The organism is Streptomyces sp. NPDC111656, assembly GCF_055656965.1.
Map to the genome: position 1 here is coordinate 72,053 of NZ_JBVKCA010000027.1, position 25,866 is coordinate 97,918.

Consider the following 25,866-nt stretch of genomic DNA (forward strand, 5'->3'; position numbering starts at 1 on the left):
TCATCGAGGCCCCCGGTCTGATGAGCTGTGGCCTGGGACACAACGGACACCCTGGGAAAGGGAGATGTCGTGAGCAACGAAAGCCTGGCCAACCTGCTGAAGGAAGAGCGCAGGTTCGCGCCGCCCGCCGACCTGGCGGCGAACGCCAATGTCACCGCGGAGGCGTATGAGCAGGCCAAGGCTGACAGGCTCGGCTTCTGGGCCGAGCAGGCCCGCCGGCTGACCTGGGCCACCGAGCCGACCGAAACGCTGGACTGGTCGAACCCGCCGTTCGCGAAGTGGTTCGCCGACGGGAAGCTGAACGTCGCGTACAACTGCGTCGACCGGCATGTGGAGGCGGGGCACGGCGACCGTGTCGCCATCCATTTCGAGGGCGAGCCCGGTGACAGCCGGGCGATCACCTACGCCGAGCTCAAGGACGAGGTGAGCAAGGCCGCCAACGCACTGATCGAGCTGGGCGTCGGAAAGGGCGACCGGGTCGCCGTCTATCTGCCGATGATCCCCGAGGCCGTCGTCGCGATGCTGGCTTGTGCACGGATCGGCGCGGCGCATTCGGTCGTCTTCGGCGGATTCTCCGCGGACGCGATCGCCACGCGCATCCAGGACGCGGACGCCAAGCTGGTCATCACCTCCGACGGCGGTTACCGGCGCGGCAAGCCGTCCGCGCTCAAGCCGGCGGTCGACGACGCGGTGAGCCGGGTCGACGGGGTCGACAAGGTGCTGGTGGTCCGCCGTACCGGCCAGGAGGTCGACTGGACCGAGGGCCGCGACGTGTGGTGGCACGAGATCGTCGAGCGGCAGTCCGCCGAGCACACGCCGGAGGCCTTCGACGCCGAGCAGCCGCTGTTCATCCTGTACACCTCCGGTACCACGGGGAAGCCGAAGGGCATCCTGCACACCTCGGGCGGGTACCTCACGCAGGCCTCGTACACCCACCACGCCGTCTTCGACCTCAAGCCGGAGACCGACGTGTACTGGTGCACGGCCGACATCGGCTGGGTCACCGGGCACTCGTACATCACGTACGGGCCGCTTTCGAACGGTGCGACGCAGGTGATGTACGAGGGGACACCGGACACGCCGCACCAGGGGCGGTTCTGGGAGATCGTGCAGAAGTACGGGGTGACGATTCTCTACACGGCGCCCACCGCTATCCGTACGTTCATGAAGTGGGGCGACGACATCCCCGCGAAGTTCGATCTCAGCAGCCTGCGGGTGCTGGGGTCCGTGGGTGAGCCGATCAACCCCGAGGCGTGGATCTGGTACCGCAAGCACATCGGCGGCGACCGGACGCCCATCGTGGACACGTGGTGGCAGACCGAGACCGGCGCGATGATGATCTCACCGCTGCCGGGGGTCACCGAGACCAAGCCGGGGTCGGCGCAGCGGCCGTTGCCGGGGATCTCGGCGACCGTGGTCGACGACGAGGCGCGGGAGGTTCCCAACGGGGGTGGCGGGTACCTGGTGCTCACCGAGCCGTGGCCGTCGATGCTGCGCACGATCTGGCGCGACGACCAGCGGTTCCTCGACACGTACTGGTCGCGGTTCGAGGGGAAGTACTTCGCCGGGGACGGGGCGAAGAAGGACGACGACGGGGACATCTGGCTCCTCGGGCGGGTCGACGACGTGATGCTCGTGTCCGGGCACAACATCTCGACGACCGAGGTCGAGTCGGCGCTCGTCTCGCATCCTTCGGTCGCCGAGGCGGCGGTGGTCGGTGCGGCGGACGAGACGACGGGGCAGGCGATTGTCGCGTTCGTTATTCTGCGGGGGACCGCTTCCGCGGAGGATGCCGGGCTGGTGGCGGATCTGCGGAATCACGTGGGGGCGACGCTGGGGCCGATCGCCAAGCCGAAGCGGGTGTTGCCGGTGGCCGAGCTTCCCAAGACTCGGTCCGGGAAGATCATGCGGCGGTTGTTGCGTGACGTGGCGGAGAACCGGGAGCTGGGGGATGTCACGACGTTGACGGACTCCACGGTGATGGATCTCATCCAGGCGAAGCTGCCGGCGGCGCCGAGCGAGGACTGAGGGTTCCCCCACCCGCCCGCCCCTTTTGGGTGTGGGGGCCCGACGTGCCCCCACACCCCCACCTTGCGGGGCTCCGCCCCAAACCCCAAACCCTGCGGGGCTCCGCCCCACATCCCCGTACACCGCGACGCTCCGCGCCCTGCCCAGCGGCGCTGGACTCCGCGCGCACGCCGGGCAGGGTTCCGCCCCTTCATCCCCGGTACCGCGACGCTCCGCTCCACAGCACCCCAACATCGCTGGACCCGCGCCCACACCCGACGCGGGGCCGCACACCTGCACCCTGCAGGCCTGCGCCGCCGCATCCCCGGCAGCGTGACGCTCCCCCCACCAGCGCCACTAGCGTTGCTGGACCTCCATGCACACGCCAGGCAGGGCTCCGCCCCTGCACCCCGCCCGAGGCTTCGACTCGCACCCCCCAACGCCGCGGTGCCGCCATCGGCGGAGCCCCGCGCCCGCACCTCACGCGGGGCCTCGCCCGCCCTCGCACCCCGACGCCGCCGTGCCCCTATCGCTGGGCCCCGTCGGTGTCTCATCGTTGGGACCCTGCGCCCCGGCATCGCTGGGGCCCGCCCTGCGCCCGCCCGCACCCCTGCGGGGCTCCGCCCCGGTACCCCCGCGGGGACCGCACCCCATGACCACCCCGCGCTGAGGCCTGGGGCTCGTGCTGGGCCTGGAGGCTCGTGAGGTCTCCGTCGAGTCGGCCTGCCGCCGCTCCGGTCTCCGCGCTCGTCGGGGCCCGTCCACTACCCGGCCGTGGGGTCGCTTCTCGTACGCCGTGTCCCGGTCGGGCTCTCGCAGGCCTGTGTGGCACGGCCGCGAGCCATCGTGTCCAGCCCTCGTTGGTGCCGAGGCGCACCCCCGCGCGTCCACGCGGCCACCCACCTCCCTTGCGCACCATATGTCCGTAACGCGAAATATCTCGCTGTAATGGCAAGGTAAAGTAGTGGCCCAAGGGTGCGTCGGGAAGTCTGGTCGACGGTGTCGTCGGCGATCCCGTGTGGCGGCCGTCAGCAAACAGCCGTAACGACCCGGAGGTCCCGCCGTGGCGACGACGCCCAGCGCCAACAACCGCAAGCTCCTCGGACGCCTGTCCCTGCCCGAGCGGAACTTCGTCGCGGAGGCGTTGCGGACCGAGACCGTCGGTGGGGTGCTGTTGCTCGTCGCGGCGGTTGCCGCGCTGGTGTGGGCCAACACGCCGCTGCGGGAGAGTTACGCGAGCGTCAGCCATTTCCATCTCGGGCCCTCCGCGCTCGGGCTGAACCTGTCCGTTCAGCACTGGGCGGCGGACGGACTGCTGGCCGTGTTCTTCTTCGTCGCCGGTATCGAACTCAAGCGCGAGCTGGTGGCCGGGGATCTGCGCGATCCGAAGGCCGCGATACTGCCCGTCGTCGCGGCCGTGTGCGGAATGGCCGTGCCCGCGCTGGTCTACATCCTCACCAATGCGATCGAGGGCGGATCCCTCAGCGGGTGGGCCGTACCCACCGCCACCGACATCGCGTTCGCCCTCGCCGTACTCGCCGTGATCGGCACCTCACTGCCGTCCGCCCTGCGCGCCTTCCTGCTCACCCTCGCCGTCGTCGACGACCTGTTCGCAATTCTCATCATCGCGATCTTCTTCACCGACCACATCGACTTCGGCGCGCTGGGCGGGGCCGTCGTCGGGCTCGGCGTGTTCTGGGTACTGCTGCGCAAGGGCGTACGCGGGTGGTACGTGTATGTGCCGCTCGCGCTCGTCATCTGGGGGCTGATGTACAACAGCGGCGTCCATGCGACCATCTCCGGCGTCGCGATGGGGCTGATGCTGCGCTGTCACCCGCACGAGGGCGAGGAGCACTCACCCGGGGAGCACATCGAGCATCTTGTACGGCCCCTTTCCGCCGGGCTCGCCGTGCCGCTGTTCGCGCTCTTCAGCGCCGGGGTCGTCGTCTCCGGCGGGGCGATCGGTGACGTGTTCACGCGGCCCGAGACACTCGGCGTCGTGCTGGGGCTCGTCGTCGGGAAGGCCGTGGGCATTTTCGGGGGAACCTGGCTGGCTGCCCGCTTCACCAGGGCCTCGCTCAGTGACGACCTCGCCTGGCCCGATGTCTTCGCCGTCGCCTCCCTCGCCGGAATCGGCTTCACCGTCTCCCTCCTCATCGGTGAACTCGCCTTCAAGGACGACCTGGTACTCACCGACGAGGTCAAGGCCGCCGTACTGATCGGCTCGCTCATAGCCGCCGTACTCGCCACGACGCTGCTGAAGGTACGCAACGCCAAGTACCGTGCGCTGTACGAGGCCGAGGAGCTCGACGAGGACAGCGACGGCATCCCCGACATCTACGAGCAGAACAACCCGGCGTACCACCTGCGGATGGCCGAGATCCACGAACGGAAGGCCGCCGAGCACCGAAGGCTTGCCGAAGTGGCGGGCGGGGCAAGCGCGGAGAACGGCGGTCCGGCATGATCTGAGCAGAACCGGACGGTCAGGACCGGACGGTCGGGGCCGGGCGGTCAGGACCGGATGGTCGGGACCGGACGGTCAGGGGCCGGGCGGTCAGGACCGGATGGTCGGGACCGGACGGTCAGGGGCCGGGCGGTCGGCAGTAGACGGTACGGGCACTGGAGCAGCCAGGGCCGTGCCGGCACCGTTGGCAGCCGAACCGTACAGAGCAGCCCGTACAGAGCAGGCACATACAGAAGAGGGAGTCCGCGATGAGCGCACCCGACGGCAGCCCGGTCGGCGCCGAACGCAGCATCGGCCAGTTGTTCGCCTCGGCGACGACCGAGATGTCCGCACTGGTGCACGACGAGATCGCGCTGGCGAAGGCGCAGCTCAAGCAGGACGTCAAGCGCGGCGCGGTCAGCGGCGGCGCGTTCTCCGCGGCCGGAGCGGTGCTGATCTTCTCCCTCCCGATGCTGAACTTCGCCCTGGCCTACGGCATCCGAACCTGGAGCCACTGGAATCTCGCGATCTGCTTCGTCCTGTCGTTCGCCGCGAACGTGCTGGTCGCCGGCGCCCTCGCGCTGATCGGCCTGGTCTTCGCGAAGAAGGCGAAAAAGGGCAAGGGCCCGCAGAAGGTCGCCGCCTCGGTCAAGGAGACCGCGGGTGTGCTCCAGAACGCCAAACCCCACCCCCGGACCGCCCCTGTGAGTGACGCGGTCGAGGTTGTGGCACGCTCGACGTCATGACGGACCCCGCCACCCCCTCGGCGCAACCCACCTCAGTCGTGCGGCTCGACGTCCCCGGCGGGAGAGAAGTGACCCACCGGGACGTCGCCGCCAACGGCGCGCGCTTCCACATCGCCGAGATGGGCGACGGGCCGCTCGTCCTGCTGCTGCACGGCTTCCCGCAGTTCTGGTGGACCTGGCGCCGGCAGATGGTGACGCTCGCGGACGCGGGCTTCCGGGCCGTGGCCATGGATCTGCGCGGCGTCGGCGGCAGCGACCGCACGCCGCGCGGTTACGACCCCGCCAACCTCGCCCTCGACATCACCGGGGTCGTACGGTCCCTCGGTGAGCCCGACGCCGCGCTGGTCGGACACGACCTGGGCGGCTATCTGGCGTGGACGGCGGCCGTGATGCGCCCCAAGCTCGTACGCCGGCTCGCCGTGTCGTCCATGCCGCACCCGCGGCGCTGGCGCTCGGCCATGCTCTCCGACGTCAAGCAGTCGGCGGCGGGTTCGTACATCTGGGGGTTCCAGCGGCCCTGGATCCCGGAGCGCCAACTCGTCGCGGACGAAGGTGCCCTGGTGGGTCGTCTGGTGCGGGACTGGTCGGGGCCGCGACAGCCGGACGACGAGGCCGTGGAGACGTACCGCCGCGCCATGTGCATCCCGTCGACGGCACATTGTTCGATCGAGCCCTATCGATGGATGGTCCGTTCGATGGCACGACCGGACGGGATCCAGTTCAACCGGCGCATGAAGCGGCCGGTTCGGGTGCCGACGCTGCATCTGCACGGATCGCTCGATCCGGTGATGCGGACGCGGAGTGCGGCCGGTTCCGGGGAGTACGTCGAAGCGCCCTACCGTTGGCGGCTGTTCGACGGTCTCGGACACTTCCCCCACGAAGAGGACCCGGTGGCGTTTTCAACCGAATTGGTCAGCTGGCTGAAGGATCCCGAGCCTGACCGGTGACCCGTCGGTGACTGTCCGATTGCGGCCCGTGGCCCGCCCGGTATGCGGACGCGAACGCCTGTCCTACGAACAGCCAAATGCCTCGCGCATAGGCCAATTGGGGGGCTCGGGCGAGGTTATCGACCTTGGGGCAGGGGCAGACGTCGAGGTATGGGCTGGACGCACGACTACAGTGACGCACCACGCAACCGCCGCTCGGCGACGGGCCTGAGCTCCCATCAGAGGGGCACCCCGCAGTTGCCGGGCGCGGACCCCCAAGTGGGGATCCCGCGCATTTTGCGCCGCCGGGCCCGCTGGGTTTCGGTACGGCTGCGTCACCCACGAGGCTGAGGCCCCGCAGACCGCCGCCTGTCACCCTTCGCTCTCAGAGCGGCCCGTCACTCTTCGCTCTCAGAGCGCGCAGCTGTCGCTGTCCACCTGCTGATCGGCCGCACGGCCCTTGGTGGCGTCCGGCTGGACCTCGTCCGCGGTGAGCGCGTACCCGGTGTTGGCGTCGTCGAGGGACTTCGCGAAGACCACTCCGTACACCTTGCCGTCGGGCGTGAGCAGCGGGCCGCCCGAGTTGCCCTGGCGCACGGTCGCGTAGAGCGAGTAGACGTCGCGGCGCACGGTTCCGCGGTGGTAGATGTCCGGGCCGTTGGCCGTGATGCGGCCGCGCACGCGCGCGGGCTGGACGTTGTACGCGCCGTTCTGCGGGAAGCCGGCGACGATCGCGTTGTTGCCGCTGGCCGCGTCCTTGGCGGTGAACTGGAGGGCGGGCGCGTCCAGGTTCGGTACGTCGAGTACGGCGATGTCGCGCTCCCAGTCGTACAGGACGACCTTGGCGTCGTACTTCCTGCCCTCGCCGCCGATCTGGACGGTGGGCTCGTCGACTCCGCCGACCACGTGCGCGTTGGTCATCACGCGACGGTTGCCGAAGACGAAGCCGCTGCCCTCGAGGACCTTGCCGCAGCTCTGCGCGGTGCCCATCACCTTGACGATGGACTTCTGGGCGCGGATGGCGACGGGGCTGTTCGCGAGCGCCGGGTCGGGGGGCTGGACGTCGGTGATGGGTTCGTTGGCGAACGGGCTGAAGACCTGCGGGAAGCCGTTCTGCGCGAGGACCGAGGAGAAGTCGGCGAACCAGGTGTCGGCCTGGGAGGGCAGGGCGCCGGAGACGCCGTGGAGCACCTTGGAGCCGCGGACCTCCTTGCCGAGCGTCGGCAGCGTCGTGCCCGCGAGGGCCGAGCCGATCAGCCAGGCGACCAGGAGCATCGCGACGACGTTGACGAGGGCGCCGCCGGTCGCGTCCAGGGCGCGGGCCGGGGACCAGGTGATGTACCGGCGCAGTTTGTTGCCGAGGTGGGTGGTGAGGGCCTGGCCTACGGAGGCGCAGACGATCACGACGATCACCGCGACCACGGCGGCGGTCGTACTCACCTTGGAGTCGTCTGTCAGGGCACCCCAGATGACGGGGAGCAGATAGACGGCGACGAGGCCGCCGCCCAGGAAGCCGATCACCGACAGGATGCCGACGACGAAGCCCTGGCGGTAGCCCACGATCGCGAACCACACGGCGGCGACCAGCAACAGGATGTCCAGCACGTTCACGGGGGCCACCCTGTCATGCGCGCCAGTCGAGCGGGACCTGCTTCTCGCGGTCCCAGGGCAGCTCCCAGCCCGCGTAGTGCAGCAGGCGGTCGATGATCCCCGCGGTGAAGCCCCAGACCAGGGCCGATTCGACCAGGAATGCCGGACCTCGGTGACCGCTGGGGTGCACGGTCGTCGCACGGTGGGCGGGGTTCGTGAGATCCGCCACGGGGACCGTGAAGACCCGGGCCGTCTCGGCCGGATCGACCACGCCGACCGGGGTCGGCTCGCGCCACCAGCCCAGGACCGGGGTGACCACGAAGCCGCTCACCGGGATGTAGAGCTTCGGCAGCACGCCGAAGAGCTGGACGCCGCTCGGGTCGAGCCCGGTCTCCTCCTCGGCCTCCCGCAGCGCGGCCCGCAGCGGCCCGTCGGCCTTCGGGTCACCGTCCTGCGGGTCGAGTGCGCCGCCGGGGAAAGAAGGCTGCCCCGCGTGCGAGCGCAGGGAGCTGGCACGCTCCATCAGCAGCAGCTCGGGGCCGCGGACGCCCTCGCCGAAGAGGATGAGCACGGCGGACTGCCGCCCCGCGCCGTTCGACGGCGGCAGGAAGCGGCTCAGCTGGAGCGGCTCCACGGTCTCGACGGCGTGCACCACCGGGTCGAGCCAGGCGGGCAGACCGTCCTTGGTCACCACGACCCGGCCGTTGTGCGAGTCGGAGCCTTCGTGCGTGCGGTGGTGTGCTCCGGGTCCGTCGTACGTGCGGTGTGAGCCCGTCTCGTTCTGCGTGCCGTGCGTGCCCGTCTCGTCGTGCGTGCCGTGCGTGCCCGTCTCGTCGTGCGTGCCGTGCGTGCCCGTCTCGTCGTGCGTGCCGTGCGTGCCCGTCTCGTCGTGCCTGCTGTGCGTGTTGCTCGCGTGCGTCATCGCCACCCCCGTTCTGCTCTCCCCAACGCCGGGCGGCGCCGTGTTCGTTCCGTCATCCGGCGCCCAGTGGGGGTGCCGGGATGCCGCCCGCGTCCAGGTAGGCCTGCGGCGGGTTGAGGCGTTGGCCGGGGAAGCCGCCCTTCTCGTACTTCAGGAGCTTGCGCGCCTTCTCCGGGTCCGTCTCGCCCTCCCCGTACGCGGGGCAGAGCGGGGCGATGGGGCAGGCACCGCACGCGGGCTTGCGGGCGTGGCAGATGCGGCGGCCGTGGAAGATCACATGGTGCGAGAGCATCGTCCACTCGCTCTTCGGGAAGAGCGCGCCGACGGCGGCCTCGACCTTGTCCGGGTCGGTCTCGTCGGTCCACTGCCAGCGGCGCACGAGCCGGCCGAAGTGGGTGTCCACGGTGATGCCGGGACGCCCGAAGGCGTTGCCCAGGACGACGAAGGCGGTCTTGCGGCCTACGCCGGGGAGCTTGACGAGGTCTTCGAGGCGGCCGGGGACCTCGCCCCCGAAGTCCTCCACCAAGGCCTTGGAGAGCCCTATCACCGACTTGGTCTTGGCCCGGAAGAAACCGGTCGGACGGAGGATCTCCTCGACCTCCTCCGGGTTCGCCGCGGCGAGGTCCTCGGGCGTGGGGTACTTGGCGAAGAGCCCCGGAGTCGTCTGGTTCACCCGCAGGTCGGTCGTCTGGGCCGACAGGACCGTGGCGATCACCAGCTGGAAGGGGTTCTCGAAGTCCAGCTCCGGGTGGGCGTACGGGTACACCTCGGCGAGCTCGCGGTTGATGCGGCGGGCGCGGCGCACGAGAGCGGCGTGGGACTCGACGATCGCCTTCTTGGGGGCGGCTTGGGCGGGGGCAGCCTTCTTGGCCACGGTCTTGGCAGGCACCGCCTTCTTGGTGGCCGTCTTGGCAGCGGCCACCTTCTTGGAAGCAGCCGTCTTGGCCGGTGCCGCCTTCTTGGAAGCAGCCGCCGTCTTCTTGATCGTGGCCGTCGCCTTCTTGGCCACGCCTGTCGTCTTCCCGGTCGTGGCTGTCGCCTTTTTGGCAGCCTTCTTCGCGGCCTTCTTCGCGACCGGCTTCTCGACCGGCTTCACCGGCGTCGATTTTGTCGCTTTTGTCGTTTTCATACTTTCAGCGGAACTCTGTTCGCCCACAGCGGAATCGCGACGTACAACCACCCGCCCAGCCCCCTTGGCCTGTGCTCTCACCGGCGATTTGGACACCCGGCCAGCCTAAAGCCCCCCACCGACATCCGCCCCGGACCCAGAAGATCAGCCCCCAATTGGCCCCCTGCCGCACTGCCCGGCACGCCAGTGCGGCAGACTTGTGACTGATCACACTGTTTGGACCGTCCAGCAAGATGGGGAACACGCTCCCCTGGTATCACGGGGGTGCAAGATCCCCTGAGCAGGTCGACAAGGAGAGAACTCGTGGACGACGTTCTGCGGCGCGCCCCGCTCTTCGCGGCGCTCGATGACGAGCAGGCCGCGGAGCTCCGCGCCTCCATGAGTGAGGTGACCCTCGCACGCGGCGACGCTCTCTTCCACGAGGGCGACCCCGGCGACCGCCTTTACGTGGTCACCGAGGGCAAGGTGAAGCTCCACCGCACCTCACCCGACGGCCGCGAGAACATGCTGGCCGTCCTGGGCCCCGGTGAGCTCATCGGTGAGCTGTCGCTGTTCGACCCGGGCCCGCGCACGGCGACCGCCACCGCGCTGACCGAGGTCAAGCTGCTCGGCCTCGGCCACGGCGACCTCCAGCCCTGGCTGAACGCGCGGCCCGAGGTGGCCGCCGCGCTGCTGCGCGCCGTCGCCCGGCGCCTGCGCAAGACCAACGACCAGATGTCCGACCTGGTCTTCTCGGACGTGCCCGGCCGCGTGGCCCGCGCGCTCCTGGACCTCTCCCGGCGCTTCGGCGTGCAGTCGGAGGAGGGCATCCACGTCGTGCACGACCTCACGCAGGAGGAGCTGGCCCAGCTGGTCGGCGCGTCCCGCGAGACGGTCAACAAGGCGCTCGCCGACTTCGCGGGCCGCGGCTGGCTCCGGCTGGAGGCCCGCGCGGTCATCCTGCTGGACGTGGAGCGCCTCGCGAAGCGCTCGCGCTGACCGCACCGCGCGCCGACTTTCGACGCACCTGAAGGGCCCCGCTGCACAGTGGGGCCCTTCTCGTATCCCCGCTGTCCCCGGCATCCCCGCTATCGCCGGTTCTCGCGCCTAGATGAGGCCGTGTTCCCGGAGGTAGTCCAGCTGCGCCCGGACCGACAGCTCCGCCGCCGGCCACAGCGAGCGGTCCACGTCCGCGTACACGTGCGCGACGACCTCGGCCGGCAACCGGTAGCCGTTCTCGACCGCCGTCTCGACCTGGGCCAGGCGGTGAGCGCGGTGGGCAAGATAGAACTCGACGGCGCCCTGGGCGTCCTCCAGGACGGGCCCGTGCCCCGGCAGCACGGTGTGGACGCCGTCGTCCACGGTCAGGGACCTGAGCCGCCGCAGCGAGTCCAGATAGTCGCCCAGACGGCCGTCGGGGTGGGCCACCAGGGTCGTACCGCGGCCGAGGATGGTGTCACCCGTCAGGACGGCCCGATCGGCCGGGACATGGAAGCACAGCGAGTCGGCGGTGTGGCCCGGGGTCGGTACGACACGCAGTTCGAGCCCGCCCACGGCGATGACGTCACCGTGCGCCAGCCCCTCGTCCCCGAGCCGCAGCGCCGGATCCAGCGCCCGCACCTTCGTGTCCGTCAGTTCCGCGAACCGCCCGGCGCCCTCGGCGTGATCGGGGTGTCCGTGCGTCAGGAGGGTCAGCGCCACCCGCTTCCCCGCCTTCTCGGCGGTGTCCACGACATTGCGCAGATGTACGTCGTCCAGGGGCCCGGGGTCGATCACCACCGCCAGGTCGGAGTCCGGCTCGGAGACGATCCAGGTGTTGGTGCCGTCCAGAGTCATCGCGGACGCGTTGGGCGCGAGCACGTTGACGGCGCGCGGGGTGGCGGAGCCGGAGAGGACCCCGCCTCGCGGCTGGCCGGGGAGGGCTGCGGCGTCGGTCATGCGGAGGCTCCACCGGTCGGGATGTGCTTGGTGAACTCGTCGTGGCCCGGCCAGGCGAGGACGACTTCGCCGTTCTCCAGGCGGGCCTTGGCCAGGACGGGGGTCAGATCACGGGCGGATGCGGCGGCGAGGACGTCGGCGGCGCTGTCGTACGGGATGAGCTGGCGCAGGGTCGCGACGGTGGGCGGCATCATCAGGAGCTCGCCCTTGTCGTACCCGTCCGCCGCGTCCGCGGGGCGGATCCAGACCGTGCGGTCGGCCTCCGTGGAGGCGTTGCGGGTGCGCTGGCCCTCCGGGAGGGCGGCCACGAAGAACCAGGTGTCGTAGCGGCGGCTTTCGAACTCCGGGGTGATCCAGCGGGTCCAGACGCCGAGGAGGTCGGACCTGAGCACGAGGCCGCGGCGGTCGAGGAACTCCGCGAAGGAGAGGTCGCGGGCGACCAGGGCCGCACGGTCCGCCTCCCAGTCCTCTCCGGTGGTGTCGCCGACCACGGTGTCCGGGGTGGGACCCGCCAGCAGGACACCGGCCTCCTCGTACGTCTCGCGGACCGCCGCGCAGACGACGGCCTGGGCGGACGTCTCGTCGGTGCCGAGCCTGTTCGCCCAGCACGCGCGCGTGGGGCCCGCCCAGCGGATCTGGTGCTCGTCGTCGCGTGGGTCCACGCCGCCGCCCGGATAGGCGTACGCGCCTCCGGCGAAGGCCATGGAGGCGCGTCTGCGCAGCATGTGCACCACAGGGGTGGTGGGGGTGTCCTTGAGCAGCATGACGGTGGCCGCGCGCTTGGGGGCTACCGGGATCAGCGTGCCCTCCGCGAGCGCGCGGATCCGCTCGGGCCACTCCGGTGGATACCACTGCCCATTCGCCATGGCCGGAGGCTATCCCGAGCCGGGCGAATGTTCGAGGGGCCCATGGGGATCCCCGGGCCGGGGGGTGGGGGCGGCGGGGGCGAAGAGAACCGCCCCCGGTCCCAACCGCCTACACCGCCGTCAGCTCCACCTGGATCTCGACCTCGACCGGGGCGTCCAGCGGGAGGACGGCCACGCCGACCGCGCTGCGGGCGTGGACGCCCTTGTCACCCAGGGCCGCGCCCAGCAGCTCGCTCGCGCCGTTCAGGACACCCGGCTGGCCGGTGAAGTCCGAGGCCGAGGCCACGAAGCCGACGACCTTCACGACACGCGCGATGCGGTCGAGGTCGCCCGCGACGGACTTGACCGCGGCCAGCGCGTTCAGCGCGCAGATGCGGGCCAGGTCCTTGGCCTCCTCGGCCGTGACCTCCGCACCCACCTTGCCGGTGAGCGGAAGCTTGCCGTCCACCATCGGCAGCTGCCCCGCCGTGAAGACGTACACGCCGGACTGCACGGCGGGCTGATAGGCGGCCAGCGGCGGAACGACGCCCGGCAGCGTCAGACCGAGCTCCGCGAGCTTCGCCTCGACGGCGCCGCTCATGCCGACTTCTCGCGCTTCAGGTAGGCCACCAGCTGCTCGGGGTTGTTCGGCCCGGGCACGACCTGGACGAGCTCCCAGCCGTCCTCGCCCCAGGTGTCCAGAATCTGCTTCGTGGCATGGACGAGCAGCGGCACGGTTGCGTATTCCCACTTGGTCATGTCGCCGACTGTAGTCGTTGCCTCGGGGGCCTCGCGCGCACGTTGTCCACAGCCTCCTGCGTAGTACGGCGGCGGACTGGTTAGGCTCGAAGACGTGAGCAGGCTCCAGGTCGTCAGCGGCAAGGGCGGTACCGGCAAGACCACGGTAGCCGCGGCCCTCGCGCTCGCCCTCGCGACCGAGGGCAAGCGCACCCTCCTCGTCGAGGTCGAGGGCAGACAGGGCATCGCGCAGCTCTTCGAAACAGAAGCGCTGCCCTACGAGGAGCGGAAGATCGCCGTCGCTCCGGGGGGCGGGGAGGTGTACGCCCTTGCCATCGACCCCGAACTGGCCCTTCTGGACTACCTCCAGATGTTCTACAAACTGGGCGGCGCCGGCCGGGCCCTGAAGAAGCTCGGCGCCATCGACTTCGCGACCACCATCGCGCCCGGTCTCAGGGACGTGCTCCTCACGGGGAAGGCGTGCGAGGCCGTCCGCAGGAAGGACAAGAGCGGGCGGTTCGCGTACGACTACGTCGTCATGGACGCGCCACCCACGGGCCGCATCACCCGCTTCCTGAACGTCAACGACGAGGTCGCGGGGCTCGCCAAGATCGGGCCGATACACAATCAGGCGCAGGCCGTGATGCGCGTCCTGAAGTCGCCGGAGACGGCGGTGCACATGGTGACGCTGCTGGAGGAAATGCCCGTCCAGGAGACCGCGGACGGCATCGCCGAGCTGCGGGCGGCGAAGCTGCCGGTGGGACGGATCATCGTGAACATGGTGCGGCCCGCGCTCCTGGACGACGTCGACCTGGAGCTCACGGGCGCCGTCGCGCGCAGCGCCGTCGCCAAGTCGCTCTCGGCGGCGGGGCTCGGCGGCGCCCGTCGCGGCGGGAACGCCGAGCGGCTCGTCGGGCCCCTCCTGGAGCAGGCCGAGGAGTACGCCGAGCGGCACACCCTGGAGCGCGAGCAGCGGGCCGTCCTGACCGAGCAGGACCTCCCGCTGCACGAACTCCCCCTGCTCGCCGAGGGAATGGACCTGGCGGGCCTGTACGAGCTCGCCACGGAACTGCGCACTCAAGGGATCTCATGAGTCTGGAACCGGCCCGCGTACTCGACCTCGACCCCCTGCTCGACGACCCCGGCACCCGCATCGTGGTGTGCTGCGGCTCGGGCGGCGTCGGCAAGACGACCACGGCGGCGGCCCTGGGGCTGCGCGCCGCCGAGCGGGGCCGCAAGGTGGTCGTTCTCACCATCGACCCGGCGCGCCGGCTCGCCCAGTCGATGGGCATCGACTCCCTCGACAACGTCCCACGCCGCGTGAAGGGCATCGACGACTCCGCGGGCGGCGAGCTGCACGCCATGATGCTCGACATGAAGCGCACGTTCGACGAGATCGTCGAGGCGCACGCGGACGGCGAGCGGGCGGCCGTGATCCTGAACAACCCCTTCTACCAGTCGCTTTCGGCGGGCTTCGCGGGCACGCAGGAGTACATGGCGATGGAGAAGCTGGGGCAGTTGCGGGCCCGGGACGAGTGGGACCTGATCGTCGTCGACACGCCGCCGTCCCGCTCGGCGCTCGACTTCCTTGACGCGCCCAAGCGGCTCGGGTCCTTCCTCGACGGACGGCTGATCCGGCTCCTGACGGCGCCGGCGAAGCTGGGCGGGCGTGCGGGGATGAAGTTCCTGAACGTCGGGATGTCGATGATGACCGGCACCCTGGGGAAGCTGCTGGGCGGACAGCTCCTGAAGGACGTGCAGACGTTCGTGGCGGCGATGGACACGACGTTCGGAGGCTTCCGTACGCGCGCGGACGCCACGTACAAGCTGCTCCAGGCGCCCGGAACGGCGTTCCTGGTGGTGGCGGCCCCGGAGCGGGACGCGCTGCGCGAGGCCGCGTACTTCGTGGAGCGGCTGGCGGCCGAGGACATGCCGTTCGCCGGTCTCGTACTCAACCGGGTGCACGGCAGCGGTGCCGCCCACCTCTCCGCCGAGCGGGCGCTCGCGGCCGCGGAGAACCTCGATGCCGAGGCTGCGGAAGATCTTGAATCCACGGCTGCAGAAAATCTTGACGACGCCCGCATTGTGGATCAGGAGGGCGGGAAAGCTGGACTTCGTAACTCTCCCGACACGTACGGCAGTTCAGAATCTCCCGCTTCCGAGACATCAGCTCCCGACGGCTCCGAAGGTCCAGCCGGCTCCGACGGTTCCGATGAAGGCTCCCCCGCCGCCACGGACAGCACAGACGCCACGGACAGGACCGACGCACCGACCGACACGCCGCCGCACGGGCACCGGACCGTCGAACAACTCACCGCAGGCCTGCTGAGACTGCACGCCGAGCGCATGCAGCTGCTCTCCCGCGAGCAGCGCACGCGTGACCGCTTCGCCGCGCTCCACCCGGAGGTGGCGGTTGCCGAAGTGGCCGCACTGCCCGGCGACGTACACGACCTCGCAGGACTGCGGGACATCGGAGACCGGCTCGCGGCCAACCGGCCGGAGCTGCCTGAAACCGACGCCTGAGCGGCGCCGTCCACGGGCCCGGGGCCGGGCCTGAGTCATGAGCTCGTGGTCATGAGCTCATAGTCATGCACCTGTGGCCGGCCCGAGATGGCCTGAGGCAAGCCCGAGATGGCCTGACGCAAGTGGGTCCGAGGCGGTGAGTGGGTCCGAGGCGGCGGGTGGGTCCGACGCGGGCCGAGGTGGCCCCGCGGGACGCCCTCCGTGGCGCCCTCAGCCCACCGCCGCGTAGCGCTCGTACACCTCTTCCTCGTCGAGGGGCAGCAGGCCCGCGCCGCGCTCGTACTCCGTACGCGCGGTCTCCAGCAGGCGACGCCACGAGGTGACGGTGGGACGCCTGCGCAGCAATGCGCGACGCTCCCGCTCCGTCATGCCACCCCACACGCCGAATTCGACGCGGTTGTCGAGCGCATCGGCGAGGCACTCCGTGCGTACCGGACATCCGGTGCACACTGCCTTCGCCCTGTTCTGCGCTGCTCCTTGAACGAACAGTTCATCCGGATCGGTAGTGCGGCAGGCCGCCTGCGCACTCCAGTCGGTTACCCAGCCCATACCGGCGCCGTCCTCTCCCGAATCGAGGCTCCCCCACGGCGGCAGCGGCATATTCACCGCCGCCAGTTGAGGACGTTACGGAAGGCAGGCACAGCGCAACACCCCCTGCGGGCCCAATCTTGAATGGCCCGAACGGACTATGCGTAAGCGGCAGATCACCCGGGGGAGTGAGCGGCGGACATACGTGAGTATCCCGGCAAACCGGGACAGTTCAGTTGAGTCACAACGGACGCCTGGTGACGCATGAGGCTGATTCGGACACGACCTCCCCAAAAAAGTTGGGGAACCTCCGGAACGATTCGGGGTCGCCGGACGTATTGATACGTGGCCATACTGCTGTGACAGTTGAGAGCAGCTTAGGCCAAGGCATATACGCGTGTCCGGCGAATGAGAACGTAGGCTGCCCCTATGCCAAAGAAGCGCTCGGGCGGTGGTCTGTCGCCAACGCAACAGGCCGCCAAGTTCCTCGGTGTCAGCGTGCTCGCTGGAGCAGTCATGGCCGGAATCGCGCTGCCCGCAGCGGGCGCGCTCGGTCTCGCGGCCAAGGGTTCCGTCCAGGGGTTCGACGAGATTCCCGACAACCTGAAGAGTCCCGCGCTGAGTCAGCGCACCACCATCCTGGACAGCAAGGGCGGTCAGATCGCGACGGTCTACTCGCGCGACCGCACGGTGGTCGACCTCAAGGACATCTCGCCGTACATGCAGAAGGCGATCGTCGCGATCGAGGACTCCCGCTTCTACCAGCACGGCGCGATCGACCTGAAGGGCGTCCTGCGCGCCCTGAACCAGAACGCGCAGAACGGCGGGGTCGCCCAGGGCGCCTCCACGCTCACCCAGCAGCTGGTGAAGAACTACTTCGTGGAGGAGGCAGGCGACGACCCGACGAAGGTCGCCCAGGCCACCCAGCAGACCCTCGGCCGCAAGGTCCGCGAGCTCAAGTACGCGATCCAGCTGGAAGAGAAGCTCGGCAAGAAGAAGATCCTCGAGAACTACCTGAACATCACGTTCTTCGGCGAGCAGGCCTACGGCATCGAGGCCGCCGCCCAGCGTTACTTCTCCAAGCCCGCCAAGGACCTGAACCTCCAGGAGTCGGCGCTGCTCGCGGGCATCGTCCAGTCGCCCAGCCGGTACGACCCGGTGAACGACGAGGCGGAGGCCACCAAGCGTCGCAACACCGTGCTGCAGCGCATGGCCGAGGTGCACGACATCTCCCCGCAGGAGGCCGACCAGGCCAAGGAGGCGAAGCTCGGCCTGAAGGTCAGCCAGCCGAAGAACGGCTGCATCACGGCGGCCAAGGGCGCGAGCTTCTTCTGCAAGTACGTGGAGAACGTGTTCCTCACCGACCCGGTCTTCGGCAAGACCAAGGAGGCCCGGGCGAAGCTCTGGAACCAGGGCGGCCTGACCATCCGTACGACGCTCGACCCGCAGGCGCAGAAGTCGGTGCAGTCCTCGATCAAGTCCCACGTCAACAAGTCGGACTCGGTCGCCACGGCGGCCACCCTGGTCGAGCCGGGCACCGGGAAGATCGTCGGCATGGGCCAGTCGAGGCCGTACGGCTATGGGAAGAACGAGACGGAGTACAACTACTCGGTCGACCGTGACATGGGCGGTTCGAACTACGGCTTCCCGACCGGTTCGACCTTCAAGCCGTTCGTGGCCGCGGCCGCGCTGGAGGAGGGCCGGCCGGCGACCCAGCAGTACCCGTCGCCGTACGAGATGGCCTACCCCAGCCCCGTACAGACGTGCAGCAGCAAGCCCTGGACCAACCTGACCAACGAGAAGCTGTCGAACGAGAGCACCGAGGAGAAGGGCCCGTACGCACTGAAGACGGCGATGGCCAAGTCGGTCAACACCTACTTCGTGCAGATGATCTCGGACATCGGCATCTGCCCCGTGGTGAAGATCACCGACAAGCTGCACGTCGTGCAGGGCAACGGCGACAAGCTGCCCGAGGTGCCCGCCATCACCCTCGGCTCCAAGGGCATCTCCCCGCTGACCATGGCGAGCGCGTACGCGACCTTCGCCTCTCGGGGCATGTACTGCACGCCGATCGCCATCGAGTCGATCACCCAGAAGGCCGACGGCAAGGAGAAGTCGCTCGAGGTCCCGAAGTCGACCTGCTCGCGAGCCATGTCCGAGAAGACCGCGGACACCGTCAACACGCTGCTCCAAGGCGTGATCGACTCCGGTACGGGTCAGCAGGCCGGCCTCTCCGACCGCGACAACGCCGGTAAGACGGGTACGACGGACGAGCGCAAGAACGCCTGGTTCGTCGGGTACACGCCGAACCTGTCGGGCGCGGTCTGGGTCGGCAGCCCCAAGCAGAACGTCAAGATGACGGGCATCCGCATCGGCGGCGTCTACCACGACCTCGTCTACGGAGGTCAGGTGCCCGGCCCCATCTGGAAGGACGCCATGACCGGCGCCCTCTCGGGCAAGGGCTCCCCGTCCTTCAACCTCGTCGACATTCCCGACGAGAAGCCCAAGGACAACGACCATGGCCCGGGCGACGGGAACAACGGCGACAACAAGGGCAACGCGAACGGTGGGAACACCACCAACGGCAACACCATCAACGGGAACACGATCAGCGGCAACACCATCAGTGGCGCCAACGGCGCCACAGGTGACACGAACGGTGGCGGGTTCCCGACGCCCACGTTCTCGATCCCCTCGGGCTTCATTCAGGGTCAGAACGGCAACGGGGGTCGTCGCGGGTAACCCACCCCGTCACGACCGCTGACAGAGAACGGCACAGCACAGCCATCGGCCTCGGCGCTTCCCCGATCGGGAGCGCCGAGGCCGATGGCGTTTGGTGAGTGGGGTGGTGGGGGTGCGGGTGCTCGTGCGGATTCGGGTGCAGGTGCAGGTACGAGTACGGGTGCAGGTACTCGTACGGGTCCGGGTACCGCGTCTACTACTGGTTCCGGTCCCTCTCGGACTCAGCCCGCGAGCAGCTTCTTGACCACGGCGGCGACACGGCCGCCCTCGGCCTGACCCGCGACCTTCGGGTTCACGATCTTCATGACCTGGCCCATGGCGCGCGGCCCCTCGGCACCCGCCGCCCTGGCCTCCTCGACGGCCTGCCCGACGATCTGCTGGAGCTCCTCGTCGGACAGCTGCTTGGGCAGGTACGCGGCGAGGACCTCTCCCTCCGCCTTCTCCCGCTCGGCCGACTCGGGACGCCCGCCCTGCGCGAAGGCGTCCGCGGCCTCGCGGCGCTTCTTCGCCTCGTGGGTGATCACCTTCTGCACTTCGTCGTCGGAGAGCTCGCGCTTCGTCTTGCCCGCGACCTCCTCCTTGGTGATCGCGGCGAGGGTCAGCCGGAGCGTGGCGGAGCGGAGCTCGTCGCGCTCCTTGATGGCGGCGTTGAGGTCTTCCTGCAGCTTCGACTTGAGCGTGGTCATGCCGTCGATTGTCGCAGGTGTGGTGCGGCGGTCGCCTGCTGATTTCAGTGCCGTGCCCTGGGACGCCCCGTCGATGGGCGCGAGGCTGTCCACAGGTTCGAGGCTGTCCACAGGGTGGAACGCGGGGCTGTCGGGGTCTGACACGATGGACGTATGCGCGCGCAATACGGAGTACCCCTGGGAATCGCGGCGGTGGGCGCCGCCGGACTGTTGTACGCGGCGGGTTTCGAGGCCCGCTCGTTCCGCCTCCGACGGGTGACGGTCCCGGTCCTGCCACCAGGCATGCGGCCGCTGCGCGTCCTCCAGGTCTCCGACATCCACATGGTGAGCGGTCAGCGCAAGAAGCAGCGCTGGCTGCGCTCCCTGGCCGGGCTGCGCCCGGACTTCGTCATCAACACCGGGGACAACCTCTCCGACACGGAGGGCATCCCCGAAGTCCTGGACGCCCTCGGCCCGTTGATGGAGTTCCCCGGTGCGTACGTCTTCGGTTCGAACGACTACTACGGCCCCAAACCCCGCAACCCCGCCTTGTACCTGCTGGAGAAGTCCAAGGGCCGCCACGGTCTGAACGGCAACAGGCCGGCCGTGGGCGTCATCCACAACCCGTGGGAAGACCTGCGCGACGGCTTCGACACGGCGGGCTGGCTGAACCTGACGAACACCCGGGGGACGCTCAAGATAGAAGGCGCCGAGATCGAGCTGACCGGCCTCGACGACCCGCACATCAAACGAGACCGGTACGCGCGCGTGGCCGGCGGCCCGTCGGAGTCGGCCGACTTCTCGATGGGCGTGGTCCACGCCCCGTACCTGCGTGCGCTCGACGCGTTCACGGCGGACGGCTACCCCCTGATCCTGGCCGGTCACACCCACGGCGGCCAGCTGTGCCTCCCCTTCTACGGCGCCTTCGTCACCAACTGCGACCTGGACACGGACCGCGTGAAGGGCCTGTCCACGCACACGGCGGAGGGGCAGACGTCGTACATGCACGTCTCGGCGGGCTGCGGTACGAACCGCTACACGCCGGTACGGTTCGCGTGCCCGCCGGAGGCGTCACTGCTGACGTTGGTCGCTCGACAGTAGGTCGCTTGGCAGCAGGTCGGAGGGCGGTGGACCGGACGGATGCGGGTCGGCCGGAGTGCGGCGGTCGAGCGTGGGGGCGAGCGGAAGCGGCGCCGAGGGCGACGGCGCCGTGCAGGCCGATCGGGTCGCCGGGGTCGTTGAGGTCGTCGGGGTCAACCGCGTCGTTCGGGTCGATCGCAGCGTTGATGGATGTAGCTGTCGATGCTGATGCTGATGGGGCGCGGGTCCGCGCTCGACCGTCACCCATCCGGGTGACCTATATCGCCCGATTCGCCCCCCATGCTTAGCGTGGGGACATGATCCCACCTCTCCCCAGGGACATACCCGACCTGCCCGCCATACCGGGCATCCTCCCGCCGACCCCCTTCATCGTCCCGGCGACGGCAGTGGTGGCCCCGGTGCGCCGCCCCCTGGTGGCCGTCTTCCGCCTCCTGGTCGCCCTCGTCGCGGCCGCGGGCGTGGCCATCGAGATGCGCCTGGGCAGTCCGCCCCACGTGCTCAGCTACTTCACCGTCCAGGCCAACCTGCTGGTGGCGGTGGTCTTCGTCGCTTCGGCCCGGCGGGCACGGGCGGCGCGTCGCCCGCTGCCCGCGGCCCTCATGGGCGGCACGCTGCTCTACATCTCGATCACGGGCCTGGTCTACCACCTGATCCTGGCGGACCCCTCCAGCGGCTTCTCCATGACCGGGGGCATCGCCCCGCACACCGGCTGGCAGGCGATGTCGAACCAGATCCTGCACACGGTGATCCCCATCGCCGCGGTGATCGACTGGCTCCTGCTGACCCGCCCGGCACCGTTCGCCGTCCGGCACGCGACGACGTGGCTCGTCTACCCTCTCGCCTACCTGGTCTTTTCCCTCGTGCGCGGAGAGATGCTGCCGCCGGGCACCCCGGCGCGCTACCTCTACCCCTTCGTCGACGTCGACCGGCACGGCTACGTGGGCATCCTCGGCAACACCGCGATCCTCGGCGTCGCCTTCTACGCCCTCGCCCTCCTCGTCATCGCCCTGGACCACGTCCGCCCCGACCCGTTCCACCGCCGCGGCCGACGCCCCGCAAACCGGATTTCGTCTCCGGCCACCGGTGGGCTAAAGTAAACGACGTCGCCACGAGAGCAGCGACAATCGGGGTGTAGCGCAGCTTGGCAGCGCGCTTCGTTCGGGACGAAGAGGTCGTGGGTTCAAATCCCGCCACCCCGACAGCTAAATAGCAGTTCAGAGGGCCCTTACCGGATCGGTAAGGGCCTTCTGGCGTTGCTGCGTGCCTATCTGCGTGCCTATCGATTCCTGCGCGCCTACTGCCGCTGCTGGACGGCGCCGAAGATGCCGTCCATGACCACGGCGCCGGTGTGGATCACGGGCCGGATCTGCTTCCGATAGACCTCCTCGGTCACGGTCGTGCCGGAGTGACCGACGAGTCGGGAGATCTCTTCCAGCGGGACGCCCCGGCCGGAGAGCAGGGACACGAAGCTGTGCCGGAGCTCCCGAGGCGTCCACTCGTCCGCGCTGATCCCGTCGACGTCCTTGAGCGCCTGGCGGAAGGCGCGACGGACGTTGGTCGCGTCGAGCGGCTTGCCCGCGGCCGAGGAGAAGACGAGCCCGTGTTCCTCCCACGCGTCGTCAGCGGCGAGCCGTTCCCCGCCCTGATCTTCGAACTGCTGCCAGAGAGCTTCGGCGCAGCGCGCCGGCAGAGCGAGCGTGCGCCGGGACTTCCGAGTCTTCGTGTCCCCGCCGCGCCGGACCGAACGCCACACCGCGATGTGCGGGGGCTGCGGCGGCTCGGCGTCCGGCTTGCACCTGAGGAAGACGTGGACGCCTGCGAACCAGCGGCACAGGCGAGAGGCACATCAACCCAAGGCAGGGCCCCCGCCCAGGTTGCTTCGAGACGAAGAAGTCGTGCGCCTGCCGATCTCGTCCTCATCAGCCGGCGGCAACGTGTCCGCGGCGTCCGTCGGGCTCCTCCGGGATCGGGTGGCCGAGCTTGCCCATTGGGGCGGGTCCACCGTGTCTTCACAGTCAGCGAGGCGGAGTTCTTCGAGGGGCCGGCGTTCGAGGTGATGGTGAAGGCGGCGAGCGACGCGGGCGGGTGGCTGCACGCGGGCTCGGTGAGCGGCGAACCTCAGCCGCCGGGAGACGGTATGCAGTGGCCGGCGCCAGGTTGACCATGACCACCGCCGCACCGGGGCACGGGGCTCTGCTGGACGGCGGTATCAGGAAGGACCTGCCATGACCAACAGGTCGACTTGCGCCTATCGCCGTACGGGGGCCGATCCGGTGCGGGGGATCTTCGGACTGGATCGTCTGACGGAGCGGGAGAAGGAAGTACTTCTTGTGCTGGGCACGGGCCTGGGCAACCGGCAACTGGCCCAGGAGCTGTGCATCGCGGAACGGACGGTGAAGGCCCACATCGCGCGGATCGTGGACAAGCTGGGTCAGCAGACGCGGTTGCAGGCCGCGGTGCTCTCCGTACTCGTACATCACGCGCTGTGCACCGACACGCACTGCGCATGTCGGCACGCGGTGACGGCGGCCGAGGATCCACCCCTGCCGTCCGCCGCGTGACCGACGGCCCTGCACGGCTCGGCGGCCTTCCCCGGCGGGAGGGCCGCTGAGCCGTGGGTACTCGTGCGTTATCCGGCGGCGGCTTCGAGCGGGAACGTGAAGTCGTGGGTTTCCTCGCGTGTGCCGTCGAACAGGATGAGGTGCAGGGTGACCGAACGGGCGTCCGCGTACGGTCCGGGCTGCACCGAGAGGGAACCCTCGGTGGCGCTGCCATCGGGTGAGAGGCCGAAGGCTCCTCCCGAATCGAGGTATTCGTTGCCGACGTCGTCGAGCGCTTCCAGGGCGAGGAAGACGTACGGCTCGTGGTTGCCGACCTCGTTCTCCTCGTCGGGTTCGCTCTGAGGAAGAGGGGGGGTGAGGTGGTAACGCAGCTCCATGTGTTCGGTGGTGGCGGCGAAGCCCTCGATGGTCAGCTCGTGGCGTCCGCCCAGAACGGGAACGTTCTTCATCCGACTCATCGCCCCTTCTGTCCCCGTGTGCGGGATCAGGCCGAGGCTACCTTGCACGTGATCGCGCGGTAGGCACCGGACCTCGGGTGGCTGATGCTCTTGATCAGCCAGAAGAAGCTGATCTCGTCATTGGTCTTGATGGTGAAGTTACTGCCGCCGCCCTTGCGCTGGTAGCTCTTGATGCTCGAGTGGAAGTCGTAGCTGCTCGAGCGGGTGTGGGGGCCGTAGGGCGGGTTGATCTCGTGGCCGGAGACGAAGGCCTGCGGCATGGAGACGTTGACCAGGGAGCCGAGGTTCCTCTTCGTCGCAGCGGTCAGGTTGAAGCTCCAGGTGAGCCGGCCGTTGGGCATGCGGGCGAACTTCACGTTGGAGACGGCGTGCTTGAACTCGCCCTTGCACTGGGGGACGGAGGCAGCCGGGGCAGCCGGGGCGGCGACGCCGGTTCCGGCGAGGCTGCCGAGGAAGACGGAGCTGAACAGAGCAAGCGTTGTGGTCCCGCGTATCGCGGTCCTGATGGTCACGCGGGAATCCCCTCTTCGCATGGGTTGTCAAGATCGACGCCATGGAGCGTATGAGGGGGCGTGAGGGGACGGAATTGTCTCTTCGGGCAGTATCCCGAAGGGCAGTGCCCTTTGGTTCTACGGCAGTTGAGCCTCGGGCAACGGCACCGCGCCAGACGGTTCTCGTCCGGGCGGCGGCCCCGTCACCCTCACCACCGCCGGTCGCAGCAGGCGTTCGCCCATGCGGTACCCCGGTCGCAGGATGGCCGTGCAGATCGGGAACTCCGCGCCCGGCGACACATGACTGGGCCAGAGGCCCCTGCTCGGACGCCCGGGTACGACCACAGTGTCACCTCGCAGACGGTCAGGAGCGGCGTATGCGTGCGGCCTTCACGACGCGCCGAGCGAGCACCGGGCCGGTGACAAGGCCAGGACCGAGGGGGGATGATCCGCTCGTGCGCATACGACGAGAGGTCCGCTGGGTCCTGTGGGGGCTGTGGCTTGCGTGTCTGGTGTTCTCCATCTGGTTCTTCGCGGAAGTGATCACGCTGTTCCTGCAGGCCGAGTCCTGGTGACGCGGGCGGGGTGGTGGACGGTTCGGGCGCGGCCGGTGTCCTCCGGATCGGACTCGCGGTCTGGGATGCCGTAGAAGGGCACGTGTGCCCCCTGTGAGCCCGATCGGACAGCCTCTGGGCACGAGCATCGCCACGTCAGGTCGAGTTGCTCGCTACGAGGAGTTGCCTCGGACGCGGTCACAGTCCGGCGTGCCAGTCGCGCTCCATATCGCCCGTGTCGAATACGCTGCGAAGACGTCCGACTTGGCGTCCTCGACAACGCGTACGCACAAGGGGATGCCGCCCGGTGGTGGCTCTTCACGTCGGTTCGGATGGCGCGGCTGCCGGATGCGGAAGAGGTGTGGCATGAGATCCCCAGGTGTGCACCTACGGGAGATCACCGACGAGAACCGGGAAGCCGTACGCGCCCTGCGGGTCCGACGTGACCAGAAGCAGTTCGTCGCCTCCGTGTCCAAGTCGCTCAAGGAGGCGGCAAAGAAACCGGAGGCCAATCCCTGGTATCGCGCCGTGTACCGCGGCGACGAGCCAGTCGGCTTCGTGATGCTGTCGTGGAAGCCGCCGTCCGGTCCTTTCAAAGGGCGGCACTTCATCTGGCGCCTCCTCGTCGACAAGCGGTACCAGCGGCGAGGAATCGGCGAAGAGGCGCTCACGCAGATCGCCGCCCTCGTGCGCGCGGACGGCGCCACCGAGTTGCTGACCAGCTACGAGCCCGGCGACGGCGAACCGTGGCCCTTCTACCAGAAGTTCGGGTTCGAGCCCACCGGGGAGTTGGACGACGGTGAGATCGTTCTGCGGCTCGCCTTCCCCGCTCAGTGAGCTCACACGGGGAACCGCGGACGGTTTTGACCGCCGGTGGTCACATGACGAAGAAGGTGGTGGGCAGAGCCGGTGGGCAGAGCCGGTGAGTGCCTGGAAAGTCGATGCCCCCGCGCGCAGGTTCGAACGTTTCCTGCGCAACC

General features: G+C 69.3%; 24 protein-coding genes, 1 tRNA gene and 1 pseudogene. 14 read left to right on the forward strand and 12 right to left on the reverse strand.

Features of this window, described 5'->3' with window-relative positions; translation table 11 throughout:
• Positions 1–27: 27 nt before the first annotated feature.
• From acs to ACZ7M3_RS45555, 5 genes are all read left to right on the forward strand, one after another.
• Entirely contained in the window at positions 28–2,028 is a 2,001-nt protein-coding gene (acs, locus tag ACZ7M3_RS45535) for an acetate--CoA ligase (protein WP_472071763.1), read from the forward strand.
• A gap of 1,042 nt (positions 2,029–3,070) precedes the next feature.
• Entirely contained in the window at positions 3,071–4,471 is a 1,401-nt protein-coding gene (gene nhaA, locus ACZ7M3_RS45540; RefSeq protein WP_472071765.1) for a Na+/H+ antiporter NhaA, read from the forward strand.
• A 248-nt stretch (positions 4,472–4,719) separates the two neighbouring features.
• A complete protein-coding gene (locus tag ACZ7M3_RS45545) occupies positions 4,720–5,196 on the forward strand; it encodes a phage holin family protein (protein ID WP_352051312.1) in 477 nt (158 codons plus the stop codon).
• Entirely contained in the window at positions 5,193–6,143 is a 951-nt protein-coding gene (locus tag ACZ7M3_RS45550) for an alpha/beta fold hydrolase (protein WP_472071767.1), read from the forward strand. The genes ACZ7M3_RS45545 and ACZ7M3_RS45550 overlap by 4 nt, the downstream gene beginning before the upstream one ends.
• A gap of 150 nt (positions 6,144–6,293) precedes the next feature.
• Positions 6,294–6,473 carry a hypothetical protein gene (locus tag ACZ7M3_RS45555; protein ID WP_075033566.1) on the forward strand — a complete coding sequence of 60 codons (180 nt, stop codon included), beginning with the start codon at positions 6,294–6,296 and terminating at the stop codon, positions 6,471–6,473.
• A gap of 60 nt (positions 6,474–6,533) precedes the next feature.
• On the opposite strand, the gene ACZ7M3_RS45560 is transcribed toward ACZ7M3_RS45555, so the two are convergent.
• The 3 genes from ACZ7M3_RS45560 to nth all read right to left on the reverse strand — a co-directional run bounded on the left by ACZ7M3_RS45560 (position 6,534) and on the right by nth (position 9,763).
• Positions 6,534–7,733, reverse strand: a complete 1,200-nt coding sequence (locus ACZ7M3_RS45560) for a MarP family serine protease (protein ID WP_351295319.1) — start codon at positions 7,731–7,733, stop codon at positions 6,534–6,536.
• A 13-nt stretch (positions 7,734–7,746) separates the two neighbouring features.
• Positions 7,747–8,406: an NUDIX hydrolase gene (locus tag ACZ7M3_RS45565; protein ID WP_351295521.1), complete on the reverse strand. Its 660-nt coding sequence runs from the start codon at positions 8,404–8,406 to the stop codon at positions 7,747–7,749.
• Positions 8,407–8,686: 280 nt separating this feature from the next.
• Complete coding sequence (gene nth, locus ACZ7M3_RS45570) at positions 8,687–9,763, reverse strand: endonuclease III (protein ID WP_472071769.1); 1,077 nt, start codon at positions 9,761–9,763, stop codon at positions 8,687–8,689.
• A 303-nt stretch (positions 9,764–10,066) separates the two neighbouring features.
• Here nth and ACZ7M3_RS45575 point away from each other — a divergent pair, with 303 nt between their 5' ends.
• Positions 10,067–10,741, forward strand: a complete 675-nt coding sequence (locus ACZ7M3_RS45575) for a Crp/Fnr family transcriptional regulator (protein WP_006382668.1) — start codon at positions 10,067–10,069, stop codon at positions 10,739–10,741.
• Between the two features lie 108 nt (positions 10,742–10,849).
• Here ACZ7M3_RS45575 and ACZ7M3_RS45580 read toward each other — a convergent pair whose 3' ends face one another.
• From ACZ7M3_RS45580 to ACZ7M3_RS45595, 4 genes are all read right to left on the reverse strand, one after another.
• Positions 10,850–11,680, reverse strand: coding sequence for an MBL fold metallo-hydrolase (locus tag ACZ7M3_RS45580; RefSeq protein WP_472071771.1), 831 nt, complete (start codon positions 11,678–11,680; stop codon positions 10,850–10,852).
• Positions 11,677–12,546 (reverse strand): NUDIX hydrolase, encoded by an 870-nt coding sequence (locus tag ACZ7M3_RS45585; RefSeq protein WP_472071773.1) that lies wholly within the window; start codon positions 12,544–12,546, stop codon positions 11,677–11,679. Before ACZ7M3_RS45585 ends, ACZ7M3_RS45580 begins: the two co-directional genes overlap by 4 nt.
• A gap of 109 nt (positions 12,547–12,655) precedes the next feature.
• Positions 12,656–13,126 (reverse strand): RidA family protein, encoded by a 471-nt coding sequence (locus ACZ7M3_RS45590; RefSeq protein WP_095853386.1) that lies wholly within the window; start codon positions 13,124–13,126, stop codon positions 12,656–12,658.
• Positions 13,123–13,284 carry a DUF4177 domain-containing protein gene (locus ACZ7M3_RS45595; protein ID WP_075033571.1) on the reverse strand — a complete coding sequence of 54 codons (162 nt, stop codon included), beginning with the start codon at positions 13,282–13,284 and terminating at the stop codon, positions 13,123–13,125. The genes ACZ7M3_RS45590 and ACZ7M3_RS45595 overlap by 4 nt, the downstream gene beginning before the upstream one ends.
• A gap of 94 nt (positions 13,285–13,378) precedes the next feature.
• Between ACZ7M3_RS45595 and bagA the strand changes: the two genes are divergently transcribed.
• Both bagA and bagB read left to right on the forward strand, forming a co-directional pair.
• Positions 13,379–14,356, forward strand: a complete 978-nt coding sequence (gene bagA / locus ACZ7M3_RS45600) for an ATPase BagA (RefSeq protein WP_351295306.1) — start codon at positions 13,379–13,381, stop codon at positions 14,354–14,356.
• Entirely contained in the window at positions 14,353–15,786 is a 1,434-nt protein-coding gene (bagB, locus tag ACZ7M3_RS45605) for an ATPase BagB (RefSeq protein ID WP_472071775.1), read from the forward strand. The genes bagA and bagB overlap by 4 nt, the downstream gene beginning before the upstream one ends.
• Positions 15,787–15,996: 210 nt before the next feature.
• On the opposite strand, the gene wblA is transcribed toward bagB, so the two are convergent.
• Positions 15,997–16,335: a transcriptional regulator WblA gene (wblA, locus tag ACZ7M3_RS45610; protein WP_028799159.1), complete on the reverse strand. Its 339-nt coding sequence runs from the start codon at positions 16,333–16,335 to the stop codon at positions 15,997–15,999.
• A 408-nt stretch (positions 16,336–16,743) separates the two neighbouring features.
• On the opposite strand from wblA, the gene ACZ7M3_RS45615 reads away from it, so the two are divergent.
• Entirely contained in the window at positions 16,744–19,056 is a 2,313-nt protein-coding gene (locus tag ACZ7M3_RS45615) for a transglycosylase domain-containing protein (protein ID WP_472071777.1), read from the forward strand.
• Between the two features lie 221 nt (positions 19,057–19,277).
• Here the strand turns inward: ACZ7M3_RS45615 and ACZ7M3_RS45620 are convergent, their stop codons facing one another.
• Positions 19,278–19,742 carry a GatB/YqeY domain-containing protein gene (locus ACZ7M3_RS45620; RefSeq protein ID WP_472071779.1) on the reverse strand — a complete coding sequence of 155 codons (465 nt, stop codon included), beginning with the start codon at positions 19,740–19,742 and terminating at the stop codon, positions 19,278–19,280.
• 153 nt (positions 19,743–19,895) lie between these two features.
• Here ACZ7M3_RS45620 and ACZ7M3_RS45625 point away from each other — a divergent pair, with 153 nt between their 5' ends.
• The 3 genes from ACZ7M3_RS45625 (at position 19,896) to ACZ7M3_RS45635 (ending at position 22,021) form a co-directional block, all read left to right on the forward strand.
• Complete coding sequence (locus tag ACZ7M3_RS45625) at positions 19,896–20,822, forward strand: metallophosphoesterase (RefSeq protein WP_472071781.1); 927 nt, start codon at positions 19,896–19,898, stop codon at positions 20,820–20,822.
• Between the two features lie 296 nt (positions 20,823–21,118).
• Positions 21,119–21,919 carry a Pr6Pr family membrane protein gene (locus tag ACZ7M3_RS45630; protein WP_472071783.1) on the forward strand — a complete coding sequence of 267 codons (801 nt, stop codon included), beginning with the start codon at positions 21,119–21,121 and terminating at the stop codon, positions 21,917–21,919.
• Positions 21,920–21,947: 28 nt separating this feature from the next.
• Positions 21,948–22,021: transfer RNA gene (locus ACZ7M3_RS45635), tRNA-Pro, on the forward strand.
• A 95-nt stretch (positions 22,022–22,116) separates the two neighbouring features.
• Here the strand turns inward: ACZ7M3_RS45635 and ACZ7M3_RS45640 are convergent.
• Positions 22,117–22,632 (reverse strand): annotated as a pseudogene (locus ACZ7M3_RS45640) (tyrosine-type recombinase/integrase); the annotation flags it as partial.
• A gap of 415 nt (positions 22,633–23,047) precedes the next feature.
• On the opposite strand from ACZ7M3_RS45640, the gene ACZ7M3_RS45645 reads away from it, so the two are divergent.
• Positions 23,048–23,383: a helix-turn-helix domain-containing protein gene (locus ACZ7M3_RS45645; RefSeq protein WP_472071785.1), complete on the forward strand. Its 336-nt coding sequence runs from the start codon at positions 23,048–23,050 to the stop codon at positions 23,381–23,383.
• A gap of 68 nt (positions 23,384–23,451) precedes the next feature.
• Here the strand turns inward: ACZ7M3_RS45645 and ACZ7M3_RS45650 are convergent, their stop codons facing one another.
• Together ACZ7M3_RS45650 and ACZ7M3_RS45655 are read right to left on the reverse strand one after the other, a co-directional pair.
• Complete coding sequence (locus tag ACZ7M3_RS45650; protein ID WP_261688419.1) at positions 23,452–23,832, reverse strand: hypothetical protein; 381 nt, start codon at positions 23,830–23,832, stop codon at positions 23,452–23,454.
• Between the two features lie 35 nt (positions 23,833–23,867).
• Positions 23,868–24,353, reverse strand: a complete 486-nt coding sequence (locus tag ACZ7M3_RS45655; protein WP_472071787.1) for a hypothetical protein — start codon at positions 24,351–24,353, stop codon at positions 23,868–23,870.
• Between the two features lie 899 nt (positions 24,354–25,252).
• Here ACZ7M3_RS45655 and ACZ7M3_RS45660 point away from each other — a divergent pair.
• A complete protein-coding gene (locus ACZ7M3_RS45660; RefSeq protein ID WP_452971982.1) occupies positions 25,253–25,723 on the forward strand; it encodes a GNAT family N-acetyltransferase in 471 nt (156 codons plus the stop codon).
• Positions 25,724–25,866 lie beyond the last annotated feature (143 nt).

What these genes read in the sequence shown, in the direction of transcription:
- ACZ7M3_RS45615 (WP_472071777.1), top strand. Translation starts at nt 16,744, where the DNA reads ATGCCAAAGAAGCGCTCGGGCGGTGGTCTGTCGCCAACGCAACAGGCC.
- ACZ7M3_RS45595 (WP_075033571.1), bottom strand. Translation starts at nt 13,284, where the DNA reads ATGACCAAGTGGGAATACGCAACCGTGCCGCTGCTCGTCCATGCCACG.
- wblA (WP_028799159.1), bottom strand. Translation starts at nt 16,335, where the DNA reads ATGGGCTGGGTAACCGACTGGAGTGCGCAGGCGGCCTGCCGCACTACC.
- ACZ7M3_RS45590 (WP_095853386.1), bottom strand. Translation starts at nt 13,126, where the DNA reads ATGAGCGGCGCCGTCGAGGCGAAGCTCGCGGAGCTCGGTCTGACGCTG.
- ACZ7M3_RS45660 (WP_452971982.1), top strand. Translation starts at nt 25,253, where the DNA reads ATGAGATCCCCAGGTGTGCACCTACGGGAGATCACCGACGAGAACCGG.
- ACZ7M3_RS45580 (WP_472071771.1), bottom strand. Translation starts at nt 11,680, where the DNA reads ATGACCGACGCCGCAGCCCTCCCCGGCCAGCCGCGAGGCGGGGTCCTC.
- ACZ7M3_RS45625 (WP_472071781.1), top strand. Translation starts at nt 19,896, where the DNA reads ATGCGCGCGCAATACGGAGTACCCCTGGGAATCGCGGCGGTGGGCGCC.
- nth (WP_472071769.1), bottom strand. Translation starts at nt 9,763, where the DNA reads ATGAAAACGACAAAAGCGACAAAATCGACGCCGGTGAAGCCGGTCGAG.
- ACZ7M3_RS45650 (WP_261688419.1), bottom strand. Translation starts at nt 23,832, where the DNA reads ATGAAGAACGTTCCCGTTCTGGGCGGACGCCACGAGCTGACCATCGAG.
- ACZ7M3_RS45545 (WP_352051312.1), top strand. Translation starts at nt 4,720, where the DNA reads ATGAGCGCACCCGACGGCAGCCCGGTCGGCGCCGAACGCAGCATCGGC.
- ACZ7M3_RS45550 (WP_472071767.1), top strand. Translation starts at nt 5,193, where the DNA reads ATGACGGACCCCGCCACCCCCTCGGCGCAACCCACCTCAGTCGTGCGG.
- ACZ7M3_RS45645 (WP_472071785.1), top strand. Translation starts at nt 23,048, where the DNA reads ATGACCAACAGGTCGACTTGCGCCTATCGCCGTACGGGGGCCGATCCG.
- bagB (WP_472071775.1), top strand. Translation starts at nt 14,353, where the DNA reads ATGAGTCTGGAACCGGCCCGCGTACTCGACCTCGACCCCCTGCTCGAC.
- ACZ7M3_RS45585 (WP_472071773.1), bottom strand. Translation starts at nt 12,546, where the DNA reads ATGGCGAATGGGCAGTGGTATCCACCGGAGTGGCCCGAGCGGATCCGC.
- ACZ7M3_RS45630 (WP_472071783.1), top strand. Translation starts at nt 21,119, where the DNA reads ATGATCCCACCTCTCCCCAGGGACATACCCGACCTGCCCGCCATACCG.
- ACZ7M3_RS45555 (WP_075033566.1), top strand. Translation starts at nt 6,294, where the DNA reads ATGGGCTGGACGCACGACTACAGTGACGCACCACGCAACCGCCGCTCG.
- ACZ7M3_RS45620 (WP_472071779.1), bottom strand. Translation starts at nt 19,742, where the DNA reads ATGACCACGCTCAAGTCGAAGCTGCAGGAAGACCTCAACGCCGCCATC.